Origin of the sequence: Nonomuraea candida (assembly GCF_000725485.1) — a bacterium.
In the GTDB taxonomy this organism is placed as follows: Bacteria; Actinomycetota; Actinomycetes; order Streptosporangiales; family Streptosporangiaceae; genus Nonomuraea; species Nonomuraea candida.
The window spans coordinates 1-19,115 of record NZ_JOAG01000014.1; the positions used below are offsets into that span (position 1 = coordinate 1).

Consider the following 19,115-nt stretch of genomic DNA (forward strand, 5'->3'; position numbering starts at 1 on the left):
ACGATCGACCCGTACCCGTCCATCAACCTCAACCGCTACACCTACGCCGCCGGCAACCCCCTCGCCTACACCGACCCCTCCGGCAACTGCCCCTTCTGCGTGCCGTTGCTGTTCGCGGCGGTCCGGGTGGCGGCGCAGATCGCGGCCCGGGCGCTGGCCAAGCAGGCCGTGAAGCAGGTGATCAAGAAGACCGCGCAGCAGGCCGTCAAGAAGACGACCCAGCAGGCGGCGAAGAAGACCACGCAGCAGGCGGCCAAGAAGACGACCCAGCAGGCCGCGAAGAAGACCACCAAGCAGACCGCGAAGAAGACCACGCAGCAGGCGGCCAAGAAGACCAAGTCGACGACCAGGAAACAGACGGCCAGGGCCACGACCAAGAAGCCCACCAGGCCCGTGGTCAAGACGCCGAAGGTCAAGCCCCCGAAGGTGCGGACCCCCAAGGCGAAGACGCCGAAGGCCAAGACGCCCAAGGGAAAGACGACCAAGACGAAGACGTCGAAGTCCCGGTCGTCCAAGACGAAGACCCCGTCGAAGTCCCGGTCGTCGAAGACGAAGACGCCGACCAAGTCGAAGAACCAGCAGCGTAAGAACGAGATCGCGAACGAAGCCACCGAGATGGCGCTCAACGAGGCGGACGTCGCGAGCATCGGAGGCTTTGACCTCGACTTCGGCTACGACGGCGACATGTTCTGCCGCAGCCTGGTCTCCTGCGCCAAGGACGTGGTGGAGGAGATCACCGAGAACGCCGCCGACGAGGTGATCGACGACCTCATCGAGGACACCGTCCCCTCCCTCCCGGTGGACCCGCCGGGCTCGGACTTCTCGGCGAGCTGCGCCCTGCCGAACAGCTTCGTGGCCGGCACCCCGGTCCTGATGGCCGACGGCTCCCGCAAGCCGATCGAGCAGATCAAGGCCGGCGAGGAGGTCCTGGCCACCGACCCGGCTACCGGCCGCACCGGGGCCCGCCCGGTCACCACGCTGATCACCAGCGAGGGCGCCAAGAACCTGGTGGACATCACGATCACGGTGGACGGCAGGAGCGACGTCCTGACCGCGACCGACGAGCACCCGTTCTGGCTGCCCAAGCGCCAGACCTGGCTGAACGCCGGCGACCTGCGCCCCGGCATGTGGCTCCAGACCTCGGCTGGCACGTACGTCCAGGTCAGCGCGGTAGAGCACCGCACCGCCACCCAGCGCGTCCACAACCTCACGGTCGAGGACTTCCACACCTATCATGTGGTGGCAGGCGGCCAAGGGGTTCTCGTTCACAACGACAACCCTCGCCTCAGCGACGAGGAGTGCTTCGCGCTCGCCGATCGTTACCGCGACGAAGAGCTGGAACGCATGTCAAAGACCCAGAAGAGCAAGCACGTCATGATCATCGGGGTCGTGGACTGTGTGACCGGTGATTGGGCCGTCGGCAAGAAGCGCTCTGGGGCCGGTGATTACTGCGCCGAGACGAACGGCACCGATCAGTTGCTCCAGCGCGGCTCGCAGCGGGAGAACCTTCGTTACGGCCACCCCATGTACCCGAACACTGGAAATCTCGCCCCGGTGTGCAAGGTCCGGTGTCAGGACAATTATCGGGAAAGCCAGTTTCCGCCGGACGTCCGGGCTGATCCGGGTGGCGCCTGGGGGAGGAAGTGACCATGGAGTGGGACTGGAGCTCCGTGCCGACCGCCACCGGGAGAGCGGCAGACATAGTGCCGTTTCTCGATGACCTGCTGGGCGGCGATGAGGAAAGGCGTGACCACGCGTTCCACCGCCTTTTCACGGAGATCGTGAACCAAGGGGACCTGTCCCCTGCGGCGGCGCCGGCGACGGACAGGATCATGCGCACGCTCAGGAAACGAGGCACGCTGCCCGAGTACGGATGGCTCATGCTTTTCGAGCTCTTCCGCGGCGCCTCGTACGGCCGGACGGTATGCGCTCCCGACGGGGAGCATGACATCGAGGTGTACTGCCGGCGGCGGATCCTGGCCGGGCTGGAAGTGATCGAGCGCTCCGTCGCCGGGCTGGCCGGAAAGGCGTTCTCCTCCTGCATGCTCCTCCTCGGCAGCATGGGCGCATACATTCCTGAGATCAGAGCGATCCTCGCGGCTGAAGTGTCGAGGTCGTCGGGGGAGCGCCTGCAAGCCGCGAGCGACGCCCTGGAAGTGGCCGTCGAGCTCGCCGCGGAACGAGAGCAGGTCTTCGAGGAGGTGCGGGCGGCCTGTGCGGGCAGGCCGATCGATGACGTGCGCAGGGCGCTCGCGGCCGGGTTCGAGAAGGCAGAGCTGTATGTGTGGAACGAGGTCGCCGAGGACGCGGCTCGGACGATCTCGGAGGGACGGTGAAACGGGCCTCCGTGCCGTCCTGACCGGGCTTCGGGCGGTTCGGGGTACGAAGATCGCATTGAAGTGATCGGCGGCGTGGGCGCGTTCCGTCCGGTTCAGAGGCGCGCTAGAAGTCGCGGGAGCGGCGGAGGGATGGGGGGCGGCCGTCCGGGTCGACGGCCCAGCGGTACAGCGGGAGGGCCAGCAGCTTGCGCAGCCTCGACAGGCGGGGCTCGGGGTGGGGGCGCAGGCGGCCGGGCGGGCGGGGGCCCGTGCGGTCGTTCGCGTGCCAGGACTCCAGGGCGGTCGCGGAGCGGGTGAAGGCGTCGAAGGCGGCGACCGGGTCGCACAGCTCGTCGCACCGTTCGGCGGGCAGGTCCAGGTGCTCGGACATGAGGGCCAGGCGCAGGTCCCTGGCGAAGCGCAGCGCGCCGGCCGGCGGGCGGGGGTCCTCGCGCTCGTCCAGGACGGCGCAGCTCAGCTCCGAGTCGTACGTCCACGACCGCAGGTTGACGTTGTCCGAGCCGACCGTGGCCCAGATGTCGTCCACCACGCAGACCTTCGCGTGCACGTACACGGGCGTGCCCCGGTGGTTCTCCAGGTCGTAGATGGCCACCCGGTCGCCGCCGGCGGTGCGCAGGCGGCGCAGCGCGTCGGCGCGGCCGATCAGGCTGGCGGGGCCGGCCAGCCAGCCGTCCTGGTCGGGGTGGCGGGGCACGACGACGATCATGCGCAGGCCGGGCTCGCGCTCCAGGGCGCGGGCGAACGGCTCGATCACGTCCGTGGACCACAGGTACTGGTCCTCCAGGTAGATCAGCGAGCGCGCGCGGGCCAGGACCTTGCGGTAGGCGTGCGCGATGCTGCGCTCGCCGCGCGGCGCGAACGGGTAGCCGCGGCGGCGGGCCGGGTAGGTGCGCAGCAGTTGCACGTAGTGGTGCCCGGCCGGGGGCGGCGGCGGGCCCGGGCGGGGCAGGGCGGGGGCGTCGTCGAGGCGCGAGAGATGGTCGCGCAGGCGGCGCAGCGGGTCGCGGGTCTCGGGGGCCGGGTCCTCCCAGCGCTCGCAGAACACCTGCTCCACCTCGGCCACGGCGGGGCCGCGGATGGCGGCCTGGACGTCGTGCCAGGGCGGGCGCGGGCCGTACACGGCGGGCATGGGGGCGCTCTGCGGGTCGCCCTCGTGGGCGGCGTCGTCGCGGCGGCTGTGGCACAGGTCGGTGCCGCCGACGAAGGCCACGTCCCGGCGGGGGTCGCGGTCGTGGCGCAGGACGACGAACTTCTGGTGGTGCGAGCCGCCCACCGCGGTGCGGGTGTCGAGCAGGGCCTGGCCGCCGGTGTGCTCGATGTCCTGGCCCAGGTGGCGGTTCTCGGCGGCGCTGAAGCGCAGCAGGTCGAGATGCGAGCGCCAGATGAGGCCGCGTACGAGTGCGCCTCGTTTCGCCGCGGCCGCCATCGCCTCGCCCACGCTCGGCCCCTCGGGCGTCAGCCGCTCGTCGGGGTCGCCCCGCCAGTCGGCGAACAGCAGCAGGTCGTCCTCGCCCAGCCGCTCCAGATGGGCCGACAGCTCGGCGAAGTAGGTCGCGCCGTGAATGAGCGGCCGCACGTCGTTCCCCTCCGACCAGGGCCGCAGCTTCGTCTCGGGGTTGCCGCGCTCCTCCTCCGTGAGGAACCAGTCCTCGATCCGCATCCGCATCCGATCCCGCCTACCCCGCCGGCGGCCGCTGATGCCTGCCCGCGCGGTCAGGGCTCCGGGGCGTAGTCGAGGATGTGGGCGCGGAGCAGGGGGCCGAGGTCCGGGTCGTCGCGCTCGAACGCCTCCACCAGCGGCTCGTGGTCCCGGGAGTTCTCGTGGGGACGCATCCGGAACAGCCGGATCGACAGGTGTGTCCAGATCTCCACCCCCAGCGACTCCCACACCGACAACAGCACCTCGTTGCCCGCCGCCCGCACGATCTCCCGGTGGAAGGCGACACCGTGGCGCACCTGCCCGCGCAGCGAGCCCGAGGCGATCGCCTGCTGGAGGCCGTGCAGGTGGGGGCGCAGGGCGGCGGGGTCGGGGCGGCCCAGGCGGATGGCGGTCTCCTCCAGGCCGGCCCGAACCTCGTAGACCTCCCGCAGGTCGGCCCTGGTGAGCCCGCGCACCTGCGCGCCCTTGTTGGGGGAGGACTCGATGAGCCGCAGCGCCTCCAGCTCGCGCAGCGCCTCGCGCACCGGCGCCTGGCTGACGCCCAGCTCGGTGGCGACCCGCCGCTCGACGATGCGGTCGCCCGGGGCCCAGCGGCCGCTGATGAGGCCGTCGACGACCATCTGCTTGATCTGGTCGCGCAGCGGCGCTCTCATGACGGGTCTCACACCGGAATCCTAACCCTCGAATACGTCGGCTGATCGATCATAGGGTGTAATGGAGGCATGGAGACCGACTGGGACCCCCAAGAGACGGCGGAATGGCTGGAGTCGCTGGAGCACGTCCGGCGGCTGGCCGGGCCCGAGCGGGCCGAGTTCCTGCTGCGGCGGCTGGCCATGAGCACCCGCCCCCTCAACACCGTGCCGACCGAGGAAGAGCCCGCCTACCCGGGTGACCTCGAGTTGGAGGAGCGCATCGCCGCGTACGACCGGTGGAACGCCGCCGCCATGATCACCCGCGGCAGCAAGCTGAACCTCGGCGGCCACATGGCGACCTACGCCTCGGCCGCCTGGCTCTACGAGGTCGGCTTCAACCACTTCTTCCACGGCGAGCACGACCAGGTCTACTTCCAGGGGCACGCCTCTCCCGGCATCTACGCCCGCGCCTTCCTGGAGGGCCGGCTGAGCGAGGCGCAACTCGACCTGTTCCGGCGCGAGCCCGAAGGAGGGCTGCCCTCCTATCCGCACCCCCGGGCCCTGCCGGGCTTCTGGCAGTTCCCCACCGTCTCGATGGGCCTCGGCCCGCTCAACGCGATCTACCAGGCCAGGTTCAACCGCTACCTGCACAACCGCGGCATCAAGGACACCTCGGCCTCGCACGTGTGGGCGTTCCTCGGCGACGGGGAGATGGACGAGCCCGAGTCCACGGCCGCGCTGACGCTGGCCGCGCGCGAGGGGCTCGACAACCTCACCTTCGTGATCAACTGCAACCTGCAGCGGCTCGACGGCCCCGTACGCGGCAACACCAGCGTCGTGCGGGAGCTGGAGGGCGTCTTCCGCGGCGCGGGCTGGAACGTGGTCAAGGCGCTGTGGGGCCGCGAGTGGGACGAGCTGCTCCGCGACGACGAGCTGGTGGCGCGCATCGGCGAGGTGCCGGACGGCCAGTTCCAGACGTTCGCCGCCGAGAGCGGCGACTACATCAGGCAGAAGCTCTTCCATGACCTCGACGTGCCGCTCTCCGACGAGGAGCTGCGGTTCATCGTGGGCGGGTCGCGGGCCGGGCACGACCCGCGCAAGGTCTACGCCGCCTACCGCAGGGCCCTGGACCACAAGGGCGCTCCCACGGTGATCCTGGTGCAGACCGTCAAGGGCTGGACGCTGGGCGCGGGGGTCGAGGCGCGCAACGCCAACCACCAGATGAAGAAGCTCACCCAGGACGAGTTCCGCGCCATGCGCGACCGGCTCGGCCTGCCGGTCGGCGACGCGGCGCTCAGCGGCGACCTGCCGCCGTACCTGCACCCGGGGCCCGACTCGCCCGAGGCCCGCTACGCGATCGAGCGGCGCCGCGCGCTGGGCGGGCCCATCCCCAGGCGGACCGTCTCCCACCAGCCGCTGCCGCAGCCCGCGCAGCGCTCCTTCGACCGGGCCGCCAAGGGCTCGGCGCAGCCGGTCGCCACCACGATGGCCTTCGTCAGGCTGGTGAAGGACCTGATGAGGGAGCCCGAGACCGGGCGGCGCTGGGTGCCGATCGTGCCGGACGAGGCCAGGACGTTCGGCATGGAGTCGCTCTTCCCCAGCGCGAAGATCTACTCGCCGCTGGGCCAGCGCTACGACGCCGTGGACCGCGACCTGCTGCTGGCCTACACCGAGGCCGAGGACGGGCAGCTGCTGATCGAGGGCATCACCGAGGCGGGCTCGATGGCGTCGTTCACGGCCGCCGCGACGAGCTACGCCACGCACGGCGAGCCGATGATCCCGTTCTACATCTTCTACGCGATGTTCGGCTGGCAGCGCACCGGCGACCAGATGTGGGCGCTGGCCGACCAGCTCGGCCGCGGGTTCCTCATCGGCGCGACCGCGGGCCGCACGACGATGACCGGCGAGGGGCTGCAGCACGCCGACGGCCACTCCCAGCTGCTCGCCTCGGCCAACCCGGCCTGCCTGTCCTACGACCCGGCCTTCGGGTACGAGGTCAGCGTGATCGTCCGCGACGGCCTGCGGCGGATGTACGGCCCCGACGCCGAGAACGTCTTCTACTACCTGACCCTCTACAACGAGCCCCTTCCCCAGCCCGCCATGCCCGAGGGCGTCGAGGAGGGCATCGTCAAGGGCATCTACCGCTACTCCGAGGGCGGCGGCCAGGCGCACCTGCTGGCCAGCGGCACGGCCATCCACTGGGCGCTGGAGGCCCAGCGGCTGCTCGCCGAGGAGTACGGCGTGGGCGTGGACGTCTGGTCGGTCACCTCGTGGAGCGAGCTGCGCCGCGACGCGATGGCGACCACGGGCGTGCCGTACCTGCAGCAGGCCCTGGCGGGCACGGACGGCCCGGTGATCGCGGTCAGCGACTGGATGCGGGCCGTGCCCGACCAGATCGCGCCCTGGATCGACCGGCCGTGGACCTCGCTGGGCACCGACGGCTTCGGGCTGTCGGGCACCCGCGAGTCCGTGCGCGAGCACTTCGGCGTCGATCCCCGCTCGATCGCCGACGCCGTGCTGAAGGCCGTGGAGGAATAGCCTCTTCCGAGAGCCCAAGCTCCCGGCAGGGCCGCTGAGCAGCACCGCCGCCGCCATGTCCGGTCATGCCCGGGCGGCGGCTGGGGCGTCCCGGGGCCCGGGTGCGGCGGGCCCGGGTGCGGCGGGCCCGGGTGCGGCGGGGTCAGGTGCGGCGGGGTCGGGTGCCGGGGGGATCGGGTGCGGTGGTGGTCCAGCCCTCGCGGGCGGCGAGCCGGCGGGCCGTTCTGACCAGGGCCGTCGTGGCGGGGGACGGGGTGCGGCCCCAGGACAGCCGCAGCTCGATCGGCGGCAGCCGGTCTGTGAGCGGCAGGCAGGCGATCCCGCCGGGGAGCTGCCCGGCCAGGGAGCGCGGCAGCAGCATGTAGCCGCTGTTGTTCAGGCTGAGGTTGAGGTTGCGCAGGCCGGGCAGCGGGTTCTCCCAGATCCGCGGCTCCTCGCCGGTGGCGCGCAGCCCCGCCAGGACCGCGTCGTGGTAGAGCGGCGCGAAGCGGCGGGGGAAGAAGCGCAGCGTCTCGCCGCGCAGCTCGCGCAGGCCCACCCGCGCCCGCCCGGCCAGCCGGTGCCCCGCCCCCACCACCACGACGAACTCCTCGGTGCGCAGCACGGCCGACGACCACGCCGCCGGCACGGCCAGGTGCCTGCCCAGCAGCGCGTCCAGCTCGCCGGCCTCGGCGGCGGCGGTCAGCTCGGCGTCCCACGCCTCGCGGGCCTCGACCCGGATCCCGGGATGGCGCGCCCGCATCGCCGCGAACACCTTGGGCATCTCGTCGAACGCCGCCGTCACCGTGTATCCGACCCGTACCGCGCCATGGTCCACCCCGGCCGAGCGGCGGGTGCGCTCGACGGTCCGCTCCGCCGCCGCCAGCACCTCGCGCGCCTCCTCCACGAACACCCGCCCCGCCTCGGTGAGCCGGGTGGGACGGCGGTGGAAGAGCTCGACGCCCAGCTCGCGCTCCAGGTCGCGGATCTGGCGGCTGAGCGGGGGCTGGGTCATGTGCAGGCGCTCGGCGGCGGCCTCGAACCCGCCCGCCTCGGCCACCTCGATCACGTAGCGCATCAGGCGCAGCTCGACCGGCATACGGGAAAGGTATGTCGCGGGGTGTCAGGCGAGCGTCAGGAGAGCGTCCACTCGCCCTTCTGGCTGGCGATGCCGCTGTTGAGCGCGAACTGGAACTTGGCCGGCCGCGCCGCCTGCGGGACCTCGAACACGATCACGCCCTTGCGCGAGTCGCCGCCGTTGATGTTCGCGGTGCCTCCGAAGCTCTGCCCCTCGCGGACGTCGTGGACGATGGTGGAGCGGTACTGCTGGCCCTCCGCGTCGATGAGCCAGGCGCCGATCGAGGGCATCTCGCTGTAGACGGCCTGGCCGACGTTGGCCAGGGTGATCTCCACCGCGGCGAACTTGTTGCCGGTCTTCGGCTTCAGCAGGTCCGAGGCCGGGGTGGCCGGGTTCACGAGGCGGTTCACGGTCACCGACATCTTCAGGCCGGGGTCGGTGCCCTGGAGGGTGATCGAGCCCCCGACGGCGGCGGTCAAGGCGCCCTGCCCGGTCCCGCCCTGCCCGGTCCCGCCCTGCCCGGTGCCCGTCTGCCCGGTCTCGGTCTGGCCGGTCCCGGTCTGACCCGTGCCCGTCTGTCCGGTGCCGGTCTGGCCAGTTCCGGTCTGACCCGTGCCCGTTTGGCCGGTTCCTGTACCCGTCTGCCCGGTGCCCGGCTGGCCGGTTCCGGTCTGGGCCGGGGGCTGTTGGCCGGTCGTGGTCGTCGTGCCGGGCGGGGTCACCGCGCCCACGGCCGGCTGGTCATTCCCCCCGCCCGCCGGTGGCGGCTGGACCGCCAGGCCGGGGTCGGTGCCCTGGCCCGCCGCGTCCGCCGGTGGGTCGCCGGGCAGCGCGTCGCGAGAGGGCATGATCATGTTCGGCCCGCCGGCCTCGGTGATCACGGTGCTCCGCCCGGTGTCCGTCAGCACCATCACCAGGGCCGCGACCCCGCCCAGGAGCAGCAGCGGGACGCCGACCGCGAGCAGCGCGACCAGGGCGTTGACGTCGCGGGCCGACCTCGGCGGCAGGTCGTCGGGCGACAGGTGACCGGGGCCGTGACCCGGCGGGTATCCGCCCTGCTGCGAGCCGTACCCGCCCTGCTGAGAGGGATATCCCTGCTGCGGCCCGTACCCGCCCTGCTGCGGTGGGTACCCGCCGTGGCCGTACGGGTGCTGCTGCGGTTGCTGCGGTCCGTACGGGCCGTGCGGCAGGGGCGGATATCCCATGGCGTGACTCCTCGTAGGGGACGGGACTATGGGGACGTTCCAGCCAGGCGTCCGGTTGTCCGTGATCAAGTATCGGATCACGTGGCCGCATACCCGCCAGGCATGCGACCGGTCCGATCCGGACTTGGCCTCGCGAACGCCACCCGGGGGAGCATCCGGCTATGACGAACATCTCCTGGACGCCCACGCGGCGGCAACTGGTCAAGGCGGCCGGGCTCGGCGCGCTCCCCCTCGGCGCGGCGGGCACCGCAGGCGCGGCAGGCGCGGCGGGCTCGGCCGTGGTCGAACCGGACGATCTGATCACCCGTACGGTCCCCAGTACGAACGAGCGGCTGCCCGCGATCGGGCTCGGCACGTTCATGACCTTCGACACCCTCACCGGCCGGGGGCGGGAACGCGCGCGGGAGGTGGTCAGGCGGCACTGGGAGGCGGGCGGCAGGGTGTTCGACTGCTCGCCCCTGTACGGCAGGTCGGAGGCCAACCTGGGGGAGATCGCGACCGGCCTGCGCATCGACGACCGGCTGTTCCTGGCGGGGAAGATCTGGTCGACCGGCGACCACCTCTGGGACGACGGCCACGCCGCCGGCAGCCTGCGGCGTACGGTCAGGCGCATGTCCCTCGACCGCCCGGTGGACCTCATGCAGTGCCACAGCCTCGTGAACGTGGACGTGATCGTCCCGCTGCTGCACGCGTGGAAGAAGGAGGGCCGCATCAGGCACCTCGGCGTGACCCACCACGAGCCCGCCTACTTCCCCCTCGTGCAGAGCTGGGTGGAGCGGGGCCGGCTGGACTTCGTGCAGGTGCACTACTCGATCGCGACCCGCGCGGCCGAGGAGCGGCTCATCCCGGCGGCGGCCGCGAACGGCACGGCGGTGCTGGTGAACATGCCGCTGGAGAAGGCGCGCCTGCACCACGTCGTCCGAGGACACCGGGTGCCGGACTTCGCCAGGGAGCTGGGCATCACCACCTGGTCGCAATATTTCCTGAAATGGGTGATCGCCAACCCGGCCGTCACCTGCGCCCTCCCCGCCACCTCGGACCCCGCCCACGTGGCCGAGAACGTCGCCGCCATGCGCGGCCCGCTCCCCGACGCCGCGACGCGCGCCCGCATGGTCCGGCACCTGGAGGAGTCGATCCCGGGCTTCGACCAGGTCACCACGATGCCGTGGTACCCGGGCAAGAGCTACGAGGGCCAGGTCTCCCGCGCCCAGGCCGCCATCCGCGAACGCAGCCCCTGGTGGCCGAGCTGACCGTGAGCAGCCGAGCTGACCGTGAGCAGCCGACCTGACCGCGAGCAGTCGACCTGACCGTGAGCAGCCGGCCTGACCGCTCCCCACGCCCCCGGCCTCCGGACACCGGCGGATCGTTCCCCGGCGGGCGCGGCGGACCCGGGCGTCCGCACGTTCGGGAGATCCCCTAGGGTGCGGTGGATGAGCGGACGTAGAGTTCTCGTCACCGGAGCCTCCAGAGGGATCGGGCGCGCGGTCGCGGCGGCCTTCGCCGAGCAGGGCGACCGGGTCGCGATCCACCATCGCGACTCGGCGCGGCAGGCCGAGAGCCTGATCGACGGGCTGCCCGGCCACGGACACGCCGTCGTGCGGGCCGACCTGGCCGATCCCGAGGACGTCAGGAGCATGGTCGACACGGCGGCGCGCGAGCTGGGCGGCGGGATCGACGTCCTGGTGAACAACGCGGGCGTCTTCCTGCACGGCCCCATCGCCGAGTCGTCCTACGAGGAGTGGCAGGACACCTGGCGGCGCACGCTCGACACCAACCTCGTGGGCGCGGCCAACGTCACCTGGTGCGCGCTGCGCCACATGACCGCCGGCGGCCGGATCGTCAACGTCTCCTCGCGCGGCGCCTTCCGGGGCGAGCCCGACAGCCCGGCGTACGGCGCGAGCAAGGCCGCTCTGAACGCGCTGGGCCAGTCGCTGGCCATCGCCCTGGCCCCGCGCGGCATCGCGGTGGCCTCCGTGGCGCCCGGCTTCGTCGAGACGGACATGACGAACGAGCACCTCAAGGCGCCCCGCGGCGACGCGATCCGCGCCCAGAGCCCGTTCGGCCGGGTGGCGCGGCCGGAGGAGATCGCGGCGGCCGTCGTGTACCTGGCCTCCCCGGCCGCCGAGTGGGCCAGCGGCACCGTCCTCGACCTCAACGGAGCCTCCTACCTGCGCTGACCCCTTCTACCTGCACTGGCCGCCCACCTCGCCCCACCCCACCCCCACCTGCGCGCCGGCGGGCTCACCGGCGAGATCGATCGCGGGTGAGCCCGCCCCGCGCGCTTGCCCCGGCCCACAGGAGCCCGCCCCGACCCCGTCCGATGCCCTCCTGACGCAATTCCGTGATCTTCCCGAACTCGGGAGCTATTGTGAATTCTCAGGACACTTCGGCAACTCTCGCGAAGGGGGACGGTGTGGCCAAAGGCCGCGGGTACGCGTTGTTATCGGTCGCGGTCTGCGCGGCGATCGTGCTGATCGGCTTCGTTCTGTACGACGCGCTGGGCTTCGACGGTCTCCTCTACACGATCCTGCTCGTCCCGATCGGCCTGGCCGTGCTGGTCGTCGCGCATGACACGGTACGCCGCCGCGCCCTGGCCGCCGAGGAGGAGGAACGCCGGCTCGCCCGGGAGCGCGACCACGTCAAACGCACCGTGGACTTCGTCGCCGACCCCGACCTGACCGAGCGGCAGCGCCTGGCCGTCATCGACTCGTTCATCCCGAGGCTGCGCGTCTCCCGCACCCCGTACCGGGACCGGCTGGTCCTGGTGCCGGAGCTCTCCCCGTCCGCTCGCTCCCTCCTGGAACGCGCCAGGGCGGCCGTCATGACCGTCTACACCTCGCAGGCCATGCGCAAGCGCCTGCTGGACGGACTGGCCAACGAGGTGCTGCTGCCCAGGCAGATCTGGGAGATCGCGATGCTGCTGCGGGTCCAGACCCACCTCCAGGAGGAGCAGGACCGTGCCAGGCGCGGCGTCGTGACGCCGGAGCTGCTGGCCGTGCTGGAGCCGCAGCAGGAGGCCCTGCGCCGCTCCGTCGCCTCCGTGACGGCCAGGGTCGAGCAGCTTGAGCGGTACGCCCGCCGCGTCCAGGAGGCCGATGCCGCCCTGCGGGCGCGCGAGGCGCTGGACAACAACGACAAGTACCGGGCGCTGCTGGCGCACACCGACGACACCGACGGGATGCGCGCGCTGGAGGCCCACGGTCAGGCCCTGGAGGAGACGCTGGCCAGAAGCGTGCGCGAGGCCATCGAAGCAGGCCAGACCCTCAACCCCCACCCCACCCCCGAACACCCCGCCCGCTGACCGTCGGCCGGGAGGCGGGGCCGGTCAGGCGTTGCCCTCGGCCCAGTCGTGCAGGGCGTCCGTCGTGCCGGCCGCGTCGAGGTTGAGCGCCGCCTCGATCAGCGCCAGGTGCGTGAAGGCCTGCGGATAGTTCCCCAGCATCTCGCCCTCGGCCGACATCTCCTCGGCGAACAGCCCCAGCGGCTCCGCCCGCGCGCACAACGTCTCGAACCGATCCCTGGCCTCGGCCGTGCGCCCGGCCAGCACCAGGGCCGACACCATCTCGAACGAGGACATCAGGAACGCCCCCTCGGGCCCGCCGACCCCGTCGTGCGTGCCCTCCGGGTCGTAGCGGTGCAGCAGCGCCCCGCCCTCGCCCAGCCGCGCCTGCACGTGGTCGAGGGTGCCCAGCACGCGCGGGTCGCGCCCGTCGAGGAAGCCCACCATCGGGATGCGCAGCAGCGAGGCGTCGGCGCCGGTGGAGCCGTACGACTGCGTGAAGGCGCCCACGTCGGGGGAGTAGCCCCGCGCCAGCAGGTCCTCGCGCACCGCCTCCCGCTCGGCCCGCCACTCCGCCAGCGGCAGCCCCTCCTCGCCGGTCAGCTCCGCCAGCCGCACCGCCCGGTCGAAGCACACCCAGGCGTAGAGCTTGGAGTAGGTCCACTCGCGCGGCGCCGAGCGCACCTCCCAGATGCCGTCGTCGGGCTCGCGCCACTGCCGGCGCGCCAGCTCCACGATCCGCCACAGCCGGGAGGTGTCGCGCCTGGTCAGCTCGCCGGTGACCTCGTGGTAGGCGAGCGCCGCGTCCAGGATGTGGCCGTAGGTGTCGAGCTGGTGCTGCCCGGCGGCGTCGTTGCCGACCCGGACGGGCCGCGAGCCGGCGTACCCCTCCAGGTGGTCGAGCTCGCTCTCGGCGGGGGCCGCGCGGCCGTCGACGGCCGCCACCGGCGGCACCCACTCCGTGTCGCCCCCGCACTGCCGCAGCAGGCACTCCAGGTAGCCGCCCGCCTCCTCCCGATGGCCCAGCCGCAGCAGGGCCAGCACGGTCAGCGCGGCGTCGCGGTGCCACACGTAGCGGTAGTCCCAGTTGCGCGGCCCGCCCGGCCACTCGGGCAGGGACGTCGTGGGGGCGGCGAGCAGCCCGCCGCCCTCGTCGTACAGCAGGCCGCGCAGCACGATCGCGCTGTGGCGCACCTCCTTCTCGCCCACGCCGGCGTAGCCGGAGCGCGCCGACCACGACCGCCAGGAGCGCACCGTGTCCTCCAGCAGCCGCCCGGGGTCGCCGCCCGTGCCCGCCCCGGTGTAGTCGAGCAGGAACGCCTGCGACTCGCCCTCCCGCAGGACGGTCTCCGACTCGGGCCCGGGCGCGCCGGACAGCCGCAGGCCGCCGTCCTCCTCCAGCCCCCCGTCGCGGCCGGTCCAGCGGGCCTCCCGCGCGCCGTAGCCGGGCCTGGCCAGCACCCTCGACGTGATCACCGCCCGCCCCCGCTCGCACCTGGCCCAGCGCACCAGCAGGCGGACGGGCACGATGCCGTCGCCCGAGCCCGGCGGCGTGGTGGCGAAGAAGTCGTGCACGACCACCGACCCCTGCCCGCCCTCCCAGCGGGTGCGCAGCACGAGCGTCTCGTCCAGGTAGGAGCGCTCGCTGACGGACGCGCCCTCGACCCGCAGCTCCCACGCCCCGCCGCGGCGCCGGTCGAGCATCCTGGCGAACACGCTGGGCCCGTCGAAGCGCGGGGCGCACATCCACTCGACCGCGCCGTCCGGCGCGACCAGCGCCGCCGTGTGGCAGTCGGAAAGGAACGCGTACGAACCGATCGGGGGATAGCCGCTCACTATCACCCTGACGGGCTGCCCACCCTCTGACCTGGCTAAACAGCCAGCCGGCGGTCCAGCAGCAGCGCTCCGCGGCCGGCCAGCAGCGTCGCGCACCACCGGCGCAGGTCCGCCGGTCCGGGCCCGTCGACCTCGCCCGCGTCGAGCAGGTCGGCCCAGTCGAGCAGGGACTCGGCGAGCATGAGCGGCACCCCGCGCCGCTCGTGCACCTCGGCCGCGGCCTCGAAGTGCCCGGCGGCCTTGACCGGGTCGCCCATCGCCACGCACAGGTGGGCCAGGTAGTGGTGGCCGCAGTGGTGGGCCACCGCGCCGTGCCCGAACGTCTCGCCGCCGGCGGACAGCGCGTCGTACAGCCGGCCGGCCAGCTCCACCCGCCCCAGCCGGGCCGCGGCCACGGCCAGGTTGTCCTGGGCGGGCCGGTGCGCCATGTTGCGCGGCGGCGCGGCGCCGCCGTAGGCCAGGATGCGGTCGAGCAGCGGCGCGGCCTCCTCGTCGCCGAGCTCGCACAGGTAACGCAGCACCGCGTGCACCGGATCGACGCGGGGCCCCCGACCGGCGCGGCGCAGCCGGTCGCGCAGCTCGCCCAGCCGGCCCTGCAGCCGCCGGATCTCGGCGATCTGCTCGGAGTAGATGGCCACCGCCTCCAGCCGCCGGCCGATCTCCGAGCCCAGCCGCAGCGCCGCCTCCGCCTCGGCCTCGGCCTGCGCCAGATCCCCCCGCATGAGGGTCTGCCCGGCCCTGGAGTAGCCGAGCAGCCAGTTGAGCTGCGGCTGCCCGAGCCGGCGCGCCAGCTCCTCGGCCCGGTCGAGCAGCAGGCCCGCCCTGGTCGCGTCGCCGCTGTCGAGCACCGGGGGAGTGCGCTGCATGTAGGCGTGGAACAGCACCAGGTCGTCGCCCGTCCGGCGGGCCGCCTCCAGCATCTCGTCGCCGTCGCGGTGGCGCTGGTGCAGCGGGTCGGCGGGGATGATGGTCAGGCTGCGCATGCCCAGCACGCCGGCCAGCGTGCGCGCGTCGCCCGACTTGCGCGCCAGGGCCACCGCCTCGTCGCTCAGCGCGAAGCGGCGCTCCCCGTCGGCCGCCCAGATCAGCTCCGAGGCGAGCTGGGCGGCCAGCAGCGCCCTGGTGCTGACGTCGGTGGAGTCGACCACCTCGCGTGCCTCGGTCAGCAGCGCGATGCGCTCCAGGTCGGGCGCGGCGGAGATGGCCGAGCCCCGGTCGCCGGCCAGCGCCGCGGTGACGATCAGGTCGTGGCGCTCGCACTCCCTGGCCAGGCCGGCGGCCGCCAGCAGGGTCTGCCTGGCCTCGGGGTGCCCGGCCAGCCACATCGCGCTGCCGCACGCCACCAGCAGCTCGGCGCGCCGCTCCAGCGTGGCGCCGGGCAGGTCGGCCAGCAGGCCGAGGGCCCGCTGGTACCAGGTGACCGCCTCGCGGTGGGCCAGCCCGGCCAGCGCGTGCCGGGCCGCCTGCACGGCCGCCTCGGCCGCCGCGCTCATCCGGGCCGGGTCGCGGCCCTGCTCGGCCGCCGCCAGCAGGTGGGCGGCCACCACGTACGGGCGCGTCCGCATCGCCTCGGGGTCGGTCTCGCACAACGCGTCGGCCACCCGCCCGTGCAGCAGCGCGGCACGCGGCGCGGAGAGCGTGGCGCACAGCGCCTGCCTGGTCAGCTCGTGGGAGAACTGGCAGGAGCCGTTGCCCAGCATGGTCACCAGGCCGGTGCCCATCGCCTCCTCCACCGCGGCCACGAACCTGCCCTCGTCGAGCCCCAGGCCGCGGCGCAGCTCGGCCGAGGCCATCCGCTCGCCCACGGCCAGCAGGCTGACCAGGTCTCTGGCGTCGGGGTGGAGCTGGGCCAGGCGGGCCGTGACCATCCGGGTGACCGAGTCGGGCACGGCCAGCGCGTCGAGGTCCTTGCCCGCGGCCAGCTCCCTGATCACCTCGCTGACCAGGAACGCGTTGCCGCCCGTGATCCGGTGCAGCAGCGCGGGGTCGCCGCTCGCGCGCGCCTCCGTCAGCGCGGAGTGGACCTCGTCGGTGCCGAACGCCGGCACCTGCACCACCTTGGCGCCGGCGGTGAGCTTGTGCAGCTCGGGCAGCGAATGCGCGGCCGGCTCGACCGGCACGGGCCGGGACGTGGCCAGCACCAGCAGCGGCAGCGCGTCGGCGTCCCACATCAGGGCGCTGAGCATCTGCAGCGACTCCAGCGTGGCCCACTGCAGGTCGTCCACGATCAGCAGCACGGGCCGCACGGTGGCCAGCCGCTCGATGAGCGTGCGCGCGGCGGCCATGAGCTGGTAGCGCTCGGAGACGGGCTCGGTGGCCGGCGGCACCTCCAGCGACAGCGGCGGCGCGGCCAGCGAGGGCGCGAGCCGCACGAGCTGGCCGCACTGCTGGTCCACCCCGGCCCGCAGCAGCAGCGCGGGCGAGGTGCGGGCCAGCCGCTCCACCGCCCCGGCGATCGGCTCGTACGCCTTGCGCGCCGGATCGGTGCACCGCCCCGCCAGCACCGTGAACTGCCGTTTGAGCGCCCGCCTGGCCACCTCCGAGGCCAGCCGGGTCTTGCCCACCCCGGGCTCGCCCTCCAGGATCACCAGCCCGCCGCCGAACTCGGCCGCCGACAGCTCCTCGTCCAGCGCCCGCAGCTCCTCCCGCCGGCCGAGGAAGGGCAGCACGCCGCCGTCCCCCAGCCAGGGCGGCAGCACGCCGCCGAGGTGGTGGTCGGCGCTCTGCCAGTGCAGCTCGTACGTGTGCAGCGGCTCGCGCAGCCCCTTGCCCGGCAGCCGCCCCAGGTCCTTGAACTCGTGCCGGCTGCGCCCCTGTGCCAGCCGGCGCACCAGATCGGTGCAGAGCACCTGCCCGCCGTCGGCCACCGCGACCAGGCGGGCCGCCTCCACCGTCGGCAGGCCGCTCACGTCGTCGCGCCCCCACGCGACGTCCCCGGCGGCCAGCGCGGCCCTGATGGCGATCTTCTCCTGGGCCCGCTCGTTCTCGTCGGCCACCGCCTGCTGCACCGCGATGATCGCGTCGAGCCCGGCCGTCGCCGAGTCGAACACGGCCATCAGCCCGTCGCCCAGGCTCTTGGTGAAGGAGGAGCCGCTGGCGGTGACCACCGAGCGCAGGAGCTGGTAGAGCCGGCGGAAGACGACGTTGGCCCGCTCCTCGCCGAGCCTGATCCGCAGCGCCGTGGAGCCGACCACGTCGGTGAACAGGATGGTCGAGGTGGTGAGTGCGCCGGGCGCGCGCCCGGGCCGATGCGAAGCGGTCACCGGTGCGGCTCCTTCCGTCCCTGTGCCGGGGCCCGCAGCCTTCTGCGGACGGCGCGGCGCAGCTCGCGGGTCCTGACCGCGCCGGCCGACTGCCTGATCCGCCACGCGCGGGCCAGCTCGGGCGGGATGCGGAACGGCGCCTGCCCGCCGGAGTGGCGGTCGATCAGGGCGATCACGATGTACCGGCCGGCCCTGCGCACCAGCCAGCGGATCACCCCGTCCAGCGGACCGGCCGCCCGGCCCCGCCGGTGGGCGGCGCGCGCCGCGGCGAACAGCGCCGTGCACCACCAGGCCGGCTTGGGCACGCCGAGCAGCTCGGGCACCCGGTCGGCGCCGTACGCGGCGTCGCGGAAGACCCAGTGCACCAGGCTGCGCGGCAGCTTGCGCCAGCCCAGGTACATGAACGACTCCATCTCCTCCAGCAGCCGGGCCATCAGCCGGCGGCCCTCGTCGCTGGACTCGTACAGGCGGCCCAGGCGCCGGCTGACCGGCTCGACGTCGTCCAGGGTCAGAGGCCCGTCGCGGCAGACCTCCACGCCCATGAGGTGGCCGAAGACGCTCCAGGTGTAGAGGTGGGCGGCGCGCTGCTCCTCGGTCAGCCGCACCCCCATGCTCTCCAGGGCCTCCCAGGTGACCACGGAGAAGTCGAAGATCGTGGCCAGCAGCAGCTCCTGGTTGACCGGCGGGCCGTACCGGGCGGTGTCCCAGTGGCCGGCGTGGCGCTCGTTGACCAGGGCGCGCACGAAGGAGTGCAGGATGCGCAGCCCGAATGCCGTGGTGTGGCCGGGGCCGCCGGGCAGGAGGCTGTCGGCGGCCTTGAGCCCCATCACGTCCACCAGCATCTGGCCGGTCTCCGCCACCCGGCGGGTGAGGCTGTGCGTGGCCAGGCCGGAGACGCCGGCCAGCACCTTGGCGCTGGAGACCTCGACGTAGGCCATCGGCAGGCACTTGCAGAACAGCGCGGCGGACTGGTAGAGGCCGTAGTCGGAGAAGACGGCCTGCCCCCGGGCCAGCAGCTCCTTGTCGTCGCCCCACTCGGGCAGGTCGGCGGCGAAGCCGAGCGCCTCGAAGATCTCCGAGGCCGGCGGCTCGCCCGAGGGGGCCCTGGCCTCCCGCTTGGCCGCCCCCAGCTCGGCGATCACCGCCTTCACCAGCTCGAGCGGGCCCTTCCCCGCGGGCTGGGCCTGGAGGTATTCGGCCACCACCTTGTCGATGTCCGGGTCCGCCTGCTGCCGCAACTGGCGGAACCGCTCCTCGGGCCAGCGCTCGTCATGATCTTTCATGTACCCCGTACTCCAGATTCGG

13 protein-coding genes are annotated in these 19,115 nt (G+C 73.2%); 6 read left to right on the forward strand and 7 right to left on the reverse strand.

All coding sequences use genetic code 11. The features are described 5' to 3' along the window. Both IO39_RS56725 and IO39_RS14355 read left to right on the forward strand, forming a co-directional pair. A partial coding sequence (locus IO39_RS56725; protein WP_043621943.1) for a polymorphic toxin-type HINT domain-containing protein occupies positions 1 to 1,647 on the forward strand: 1,647 nt, incomplete at its 5' end. A gap of 2 nt (positions 1,648 to 1,649) precedes the next feature. Continuing rightward, a complete protein-coding gene (locus tag IO39_RS14355) occupies positions 1,650 to 2,336 on the forward strand; it encodes a hypothetical protein (protein ID WP_043621946.1) in 687 nt (228 codons plus the stop codon). A 106-nt stretch (positions 2,337 to 2,442) separates the two neighbouring features. Here the strand turns inward: IO39_RS14355 and IO39_RS58880 are convergent, their stop codons facing one another. Then, on the reverse strand, positions 2,443 to 4,005 hold the full coding sequence (locus tag IO39_RS58880; protein ID WP_281200081.1) for a phospholipase D family protein: 1,563 nt from the start codon (positions 4,003 to 4,005) through the stop codon (positions 2,443 to 2,445). Between the two features lie 47 nt (positions 4,006 to 4,052). Next, entirely contained in the window at positions 4,053 to 4,652 is a 600-nt protein-coding gene (locus tag IO39_RS14365) for a GntR family transcriptional regulator (protein WP_043621950.1), read from the reverse strand. A gap of 69 nt (positions 4,653 to 4,721) precedes the next feature. On the opposite strand from IO39_RS14365, the gene aceE reads away from it, so the two are divergent. Beyond that, positions 4,722 to 7,169, forward strand: coding sequence for a pyruvate dehydrogenase (acetyl-transferring), homodimeric type (aceE, locus tag IO39_RS14370; protein ID WP_052422883.1), 2,448 nt, complete (start codon positions 4,722 to 4,724; stop codon positions 7,167 to 7,169). A gap of 142 nt (positions 7,170 to 7,311) precedes the next feature. Here the strand turns inward: aceE and IO39_RS14375 are convergent, their stop codons facing one another. Both IO39_RS14375 and IO39_RS50615 read right to left on the reverse strand, forming a co-directional pair. After that, positions 7,312 to 8,247 carry a LysR family transcriptional regulator gene (locus IO39_RS14375; protein WP_052422884.1) on the reverse strand — a complete coding sequence of 312 codons (936 nt, stop codon included), beginning with the start codon at positions 8,245 to 8,247 and terminating at the stop codon, positions 7,312 to 7,314. A gap of 35 nt (positions 8,248 to 8,282) precedes the next feature. Beyond that, positions 8,283 to 9,431: a DUF4352 domain-containing protein gene (locus tag IO39_RS50615; RefSeq protein WP_052422885.1), complete on the reverse strand. Its 1,149-nt coding sequence runs from the start codon at positions 9,429 to 9,431 to the stop codon at positions 8,283 to 8,285. Between the two features lie 161 nt (positions 9,432 to 9,592). On the opposite strand from IO39_RS50615, the gene IO39_RS14385 reads away from it, so the two are divergent. From IO39_RS14385 to IO39_RS50620, 3 genes are all read left to right on the forward strand, one after another. Then, the gene (locus IO39_RS14385; protein ID WP_052422886.1) at positions 9,593 to 10,681 is read left to right on the forward strand and encodes an aldo/keto reductase; all 1,089 of its coding nucleotides are present in this window, start codon (positions 9,593 to 9,595) and stop codon (positions 10,679 to 10,681) included. Between the two features lie 180 nt (positions 10,682 to 10,861). Beyond that, positions 10,862 to 11,608 carry an SDR family NAD(P)-dependent oxidoreductase gene (locus IO39_RS14390; protein ID WP_043621952.1) on the forward strand — a complete coding sequence of 249 codons (747 nt, stop codon included), beginning with the start codon at positions 10,862 to 10,864 and terminating at the stop codon, positions 11,606 to 11,608. Positions 11,609 to 11,844: 236 nt separating this feature from the next. Further along, positions 11,845 to 12,732 (forward strand): hypothetical protein, encoded by an 888-nt coding sequence (locus IO39_RS50620; RefSeq protein ID WP_052422887.1) that lies wholly within the window; start codon positions 11,845 to 11,847, stop codon positions 12,730 to 12,732. A gap of 24 nt (positions 12,733 to 12,756) precedes the next feature. Here IO39_RS50620 and IO39_RS14400 read toward each other — a convergent pair whose 3' ends face one another. From IO39_RS14400 to IO39_RS54385, 3 genes are read right to left on the reverse strand one after another with little or no spacing between them, the layout of a single operon-like run. Next, positions 12,757 to 14,547: a glycoside hydrolase family 15 protein gene (locus tag IO39_RS14400; RefSeq protein WP_342671417.1), complete on the reverse strand. Its 1,791-nt coding sequence runs from the start codon at positions 14,545 to 14,547 to the stop codon at positions 12,757 to 12,759. Between the two features lie 35 nt (positions 14,548 to 14,582). Beyond that, positions 14,583 to 17,810, reverse strand: a complete 3,228-nt coding sequence (locus IO39_RS14405) for an ATP-binding protein (RefSeq protein WP_043621955.1) — start codon at positions 17,808 to 17,810, stop codon at positions 14,583 to 14,585. Then, positions 17,807 to 19,093: an oxygenase MpaB family protein gene (locus IO39_RS54385; protein ID WP_043621957.1), complete on the reverse strand. Its 1,287-nt coding sequence runs from the start codon at positions 19,091 to 19,093 to the stop codon at positions 17,807 to 17,809. Before IO39_RS54385 ends, IO39_RS14405 begins: the two co-directional genes overlap by 4 nt. Positions 19,094 to 19,115: the final 22 nt, after the last annotated feature.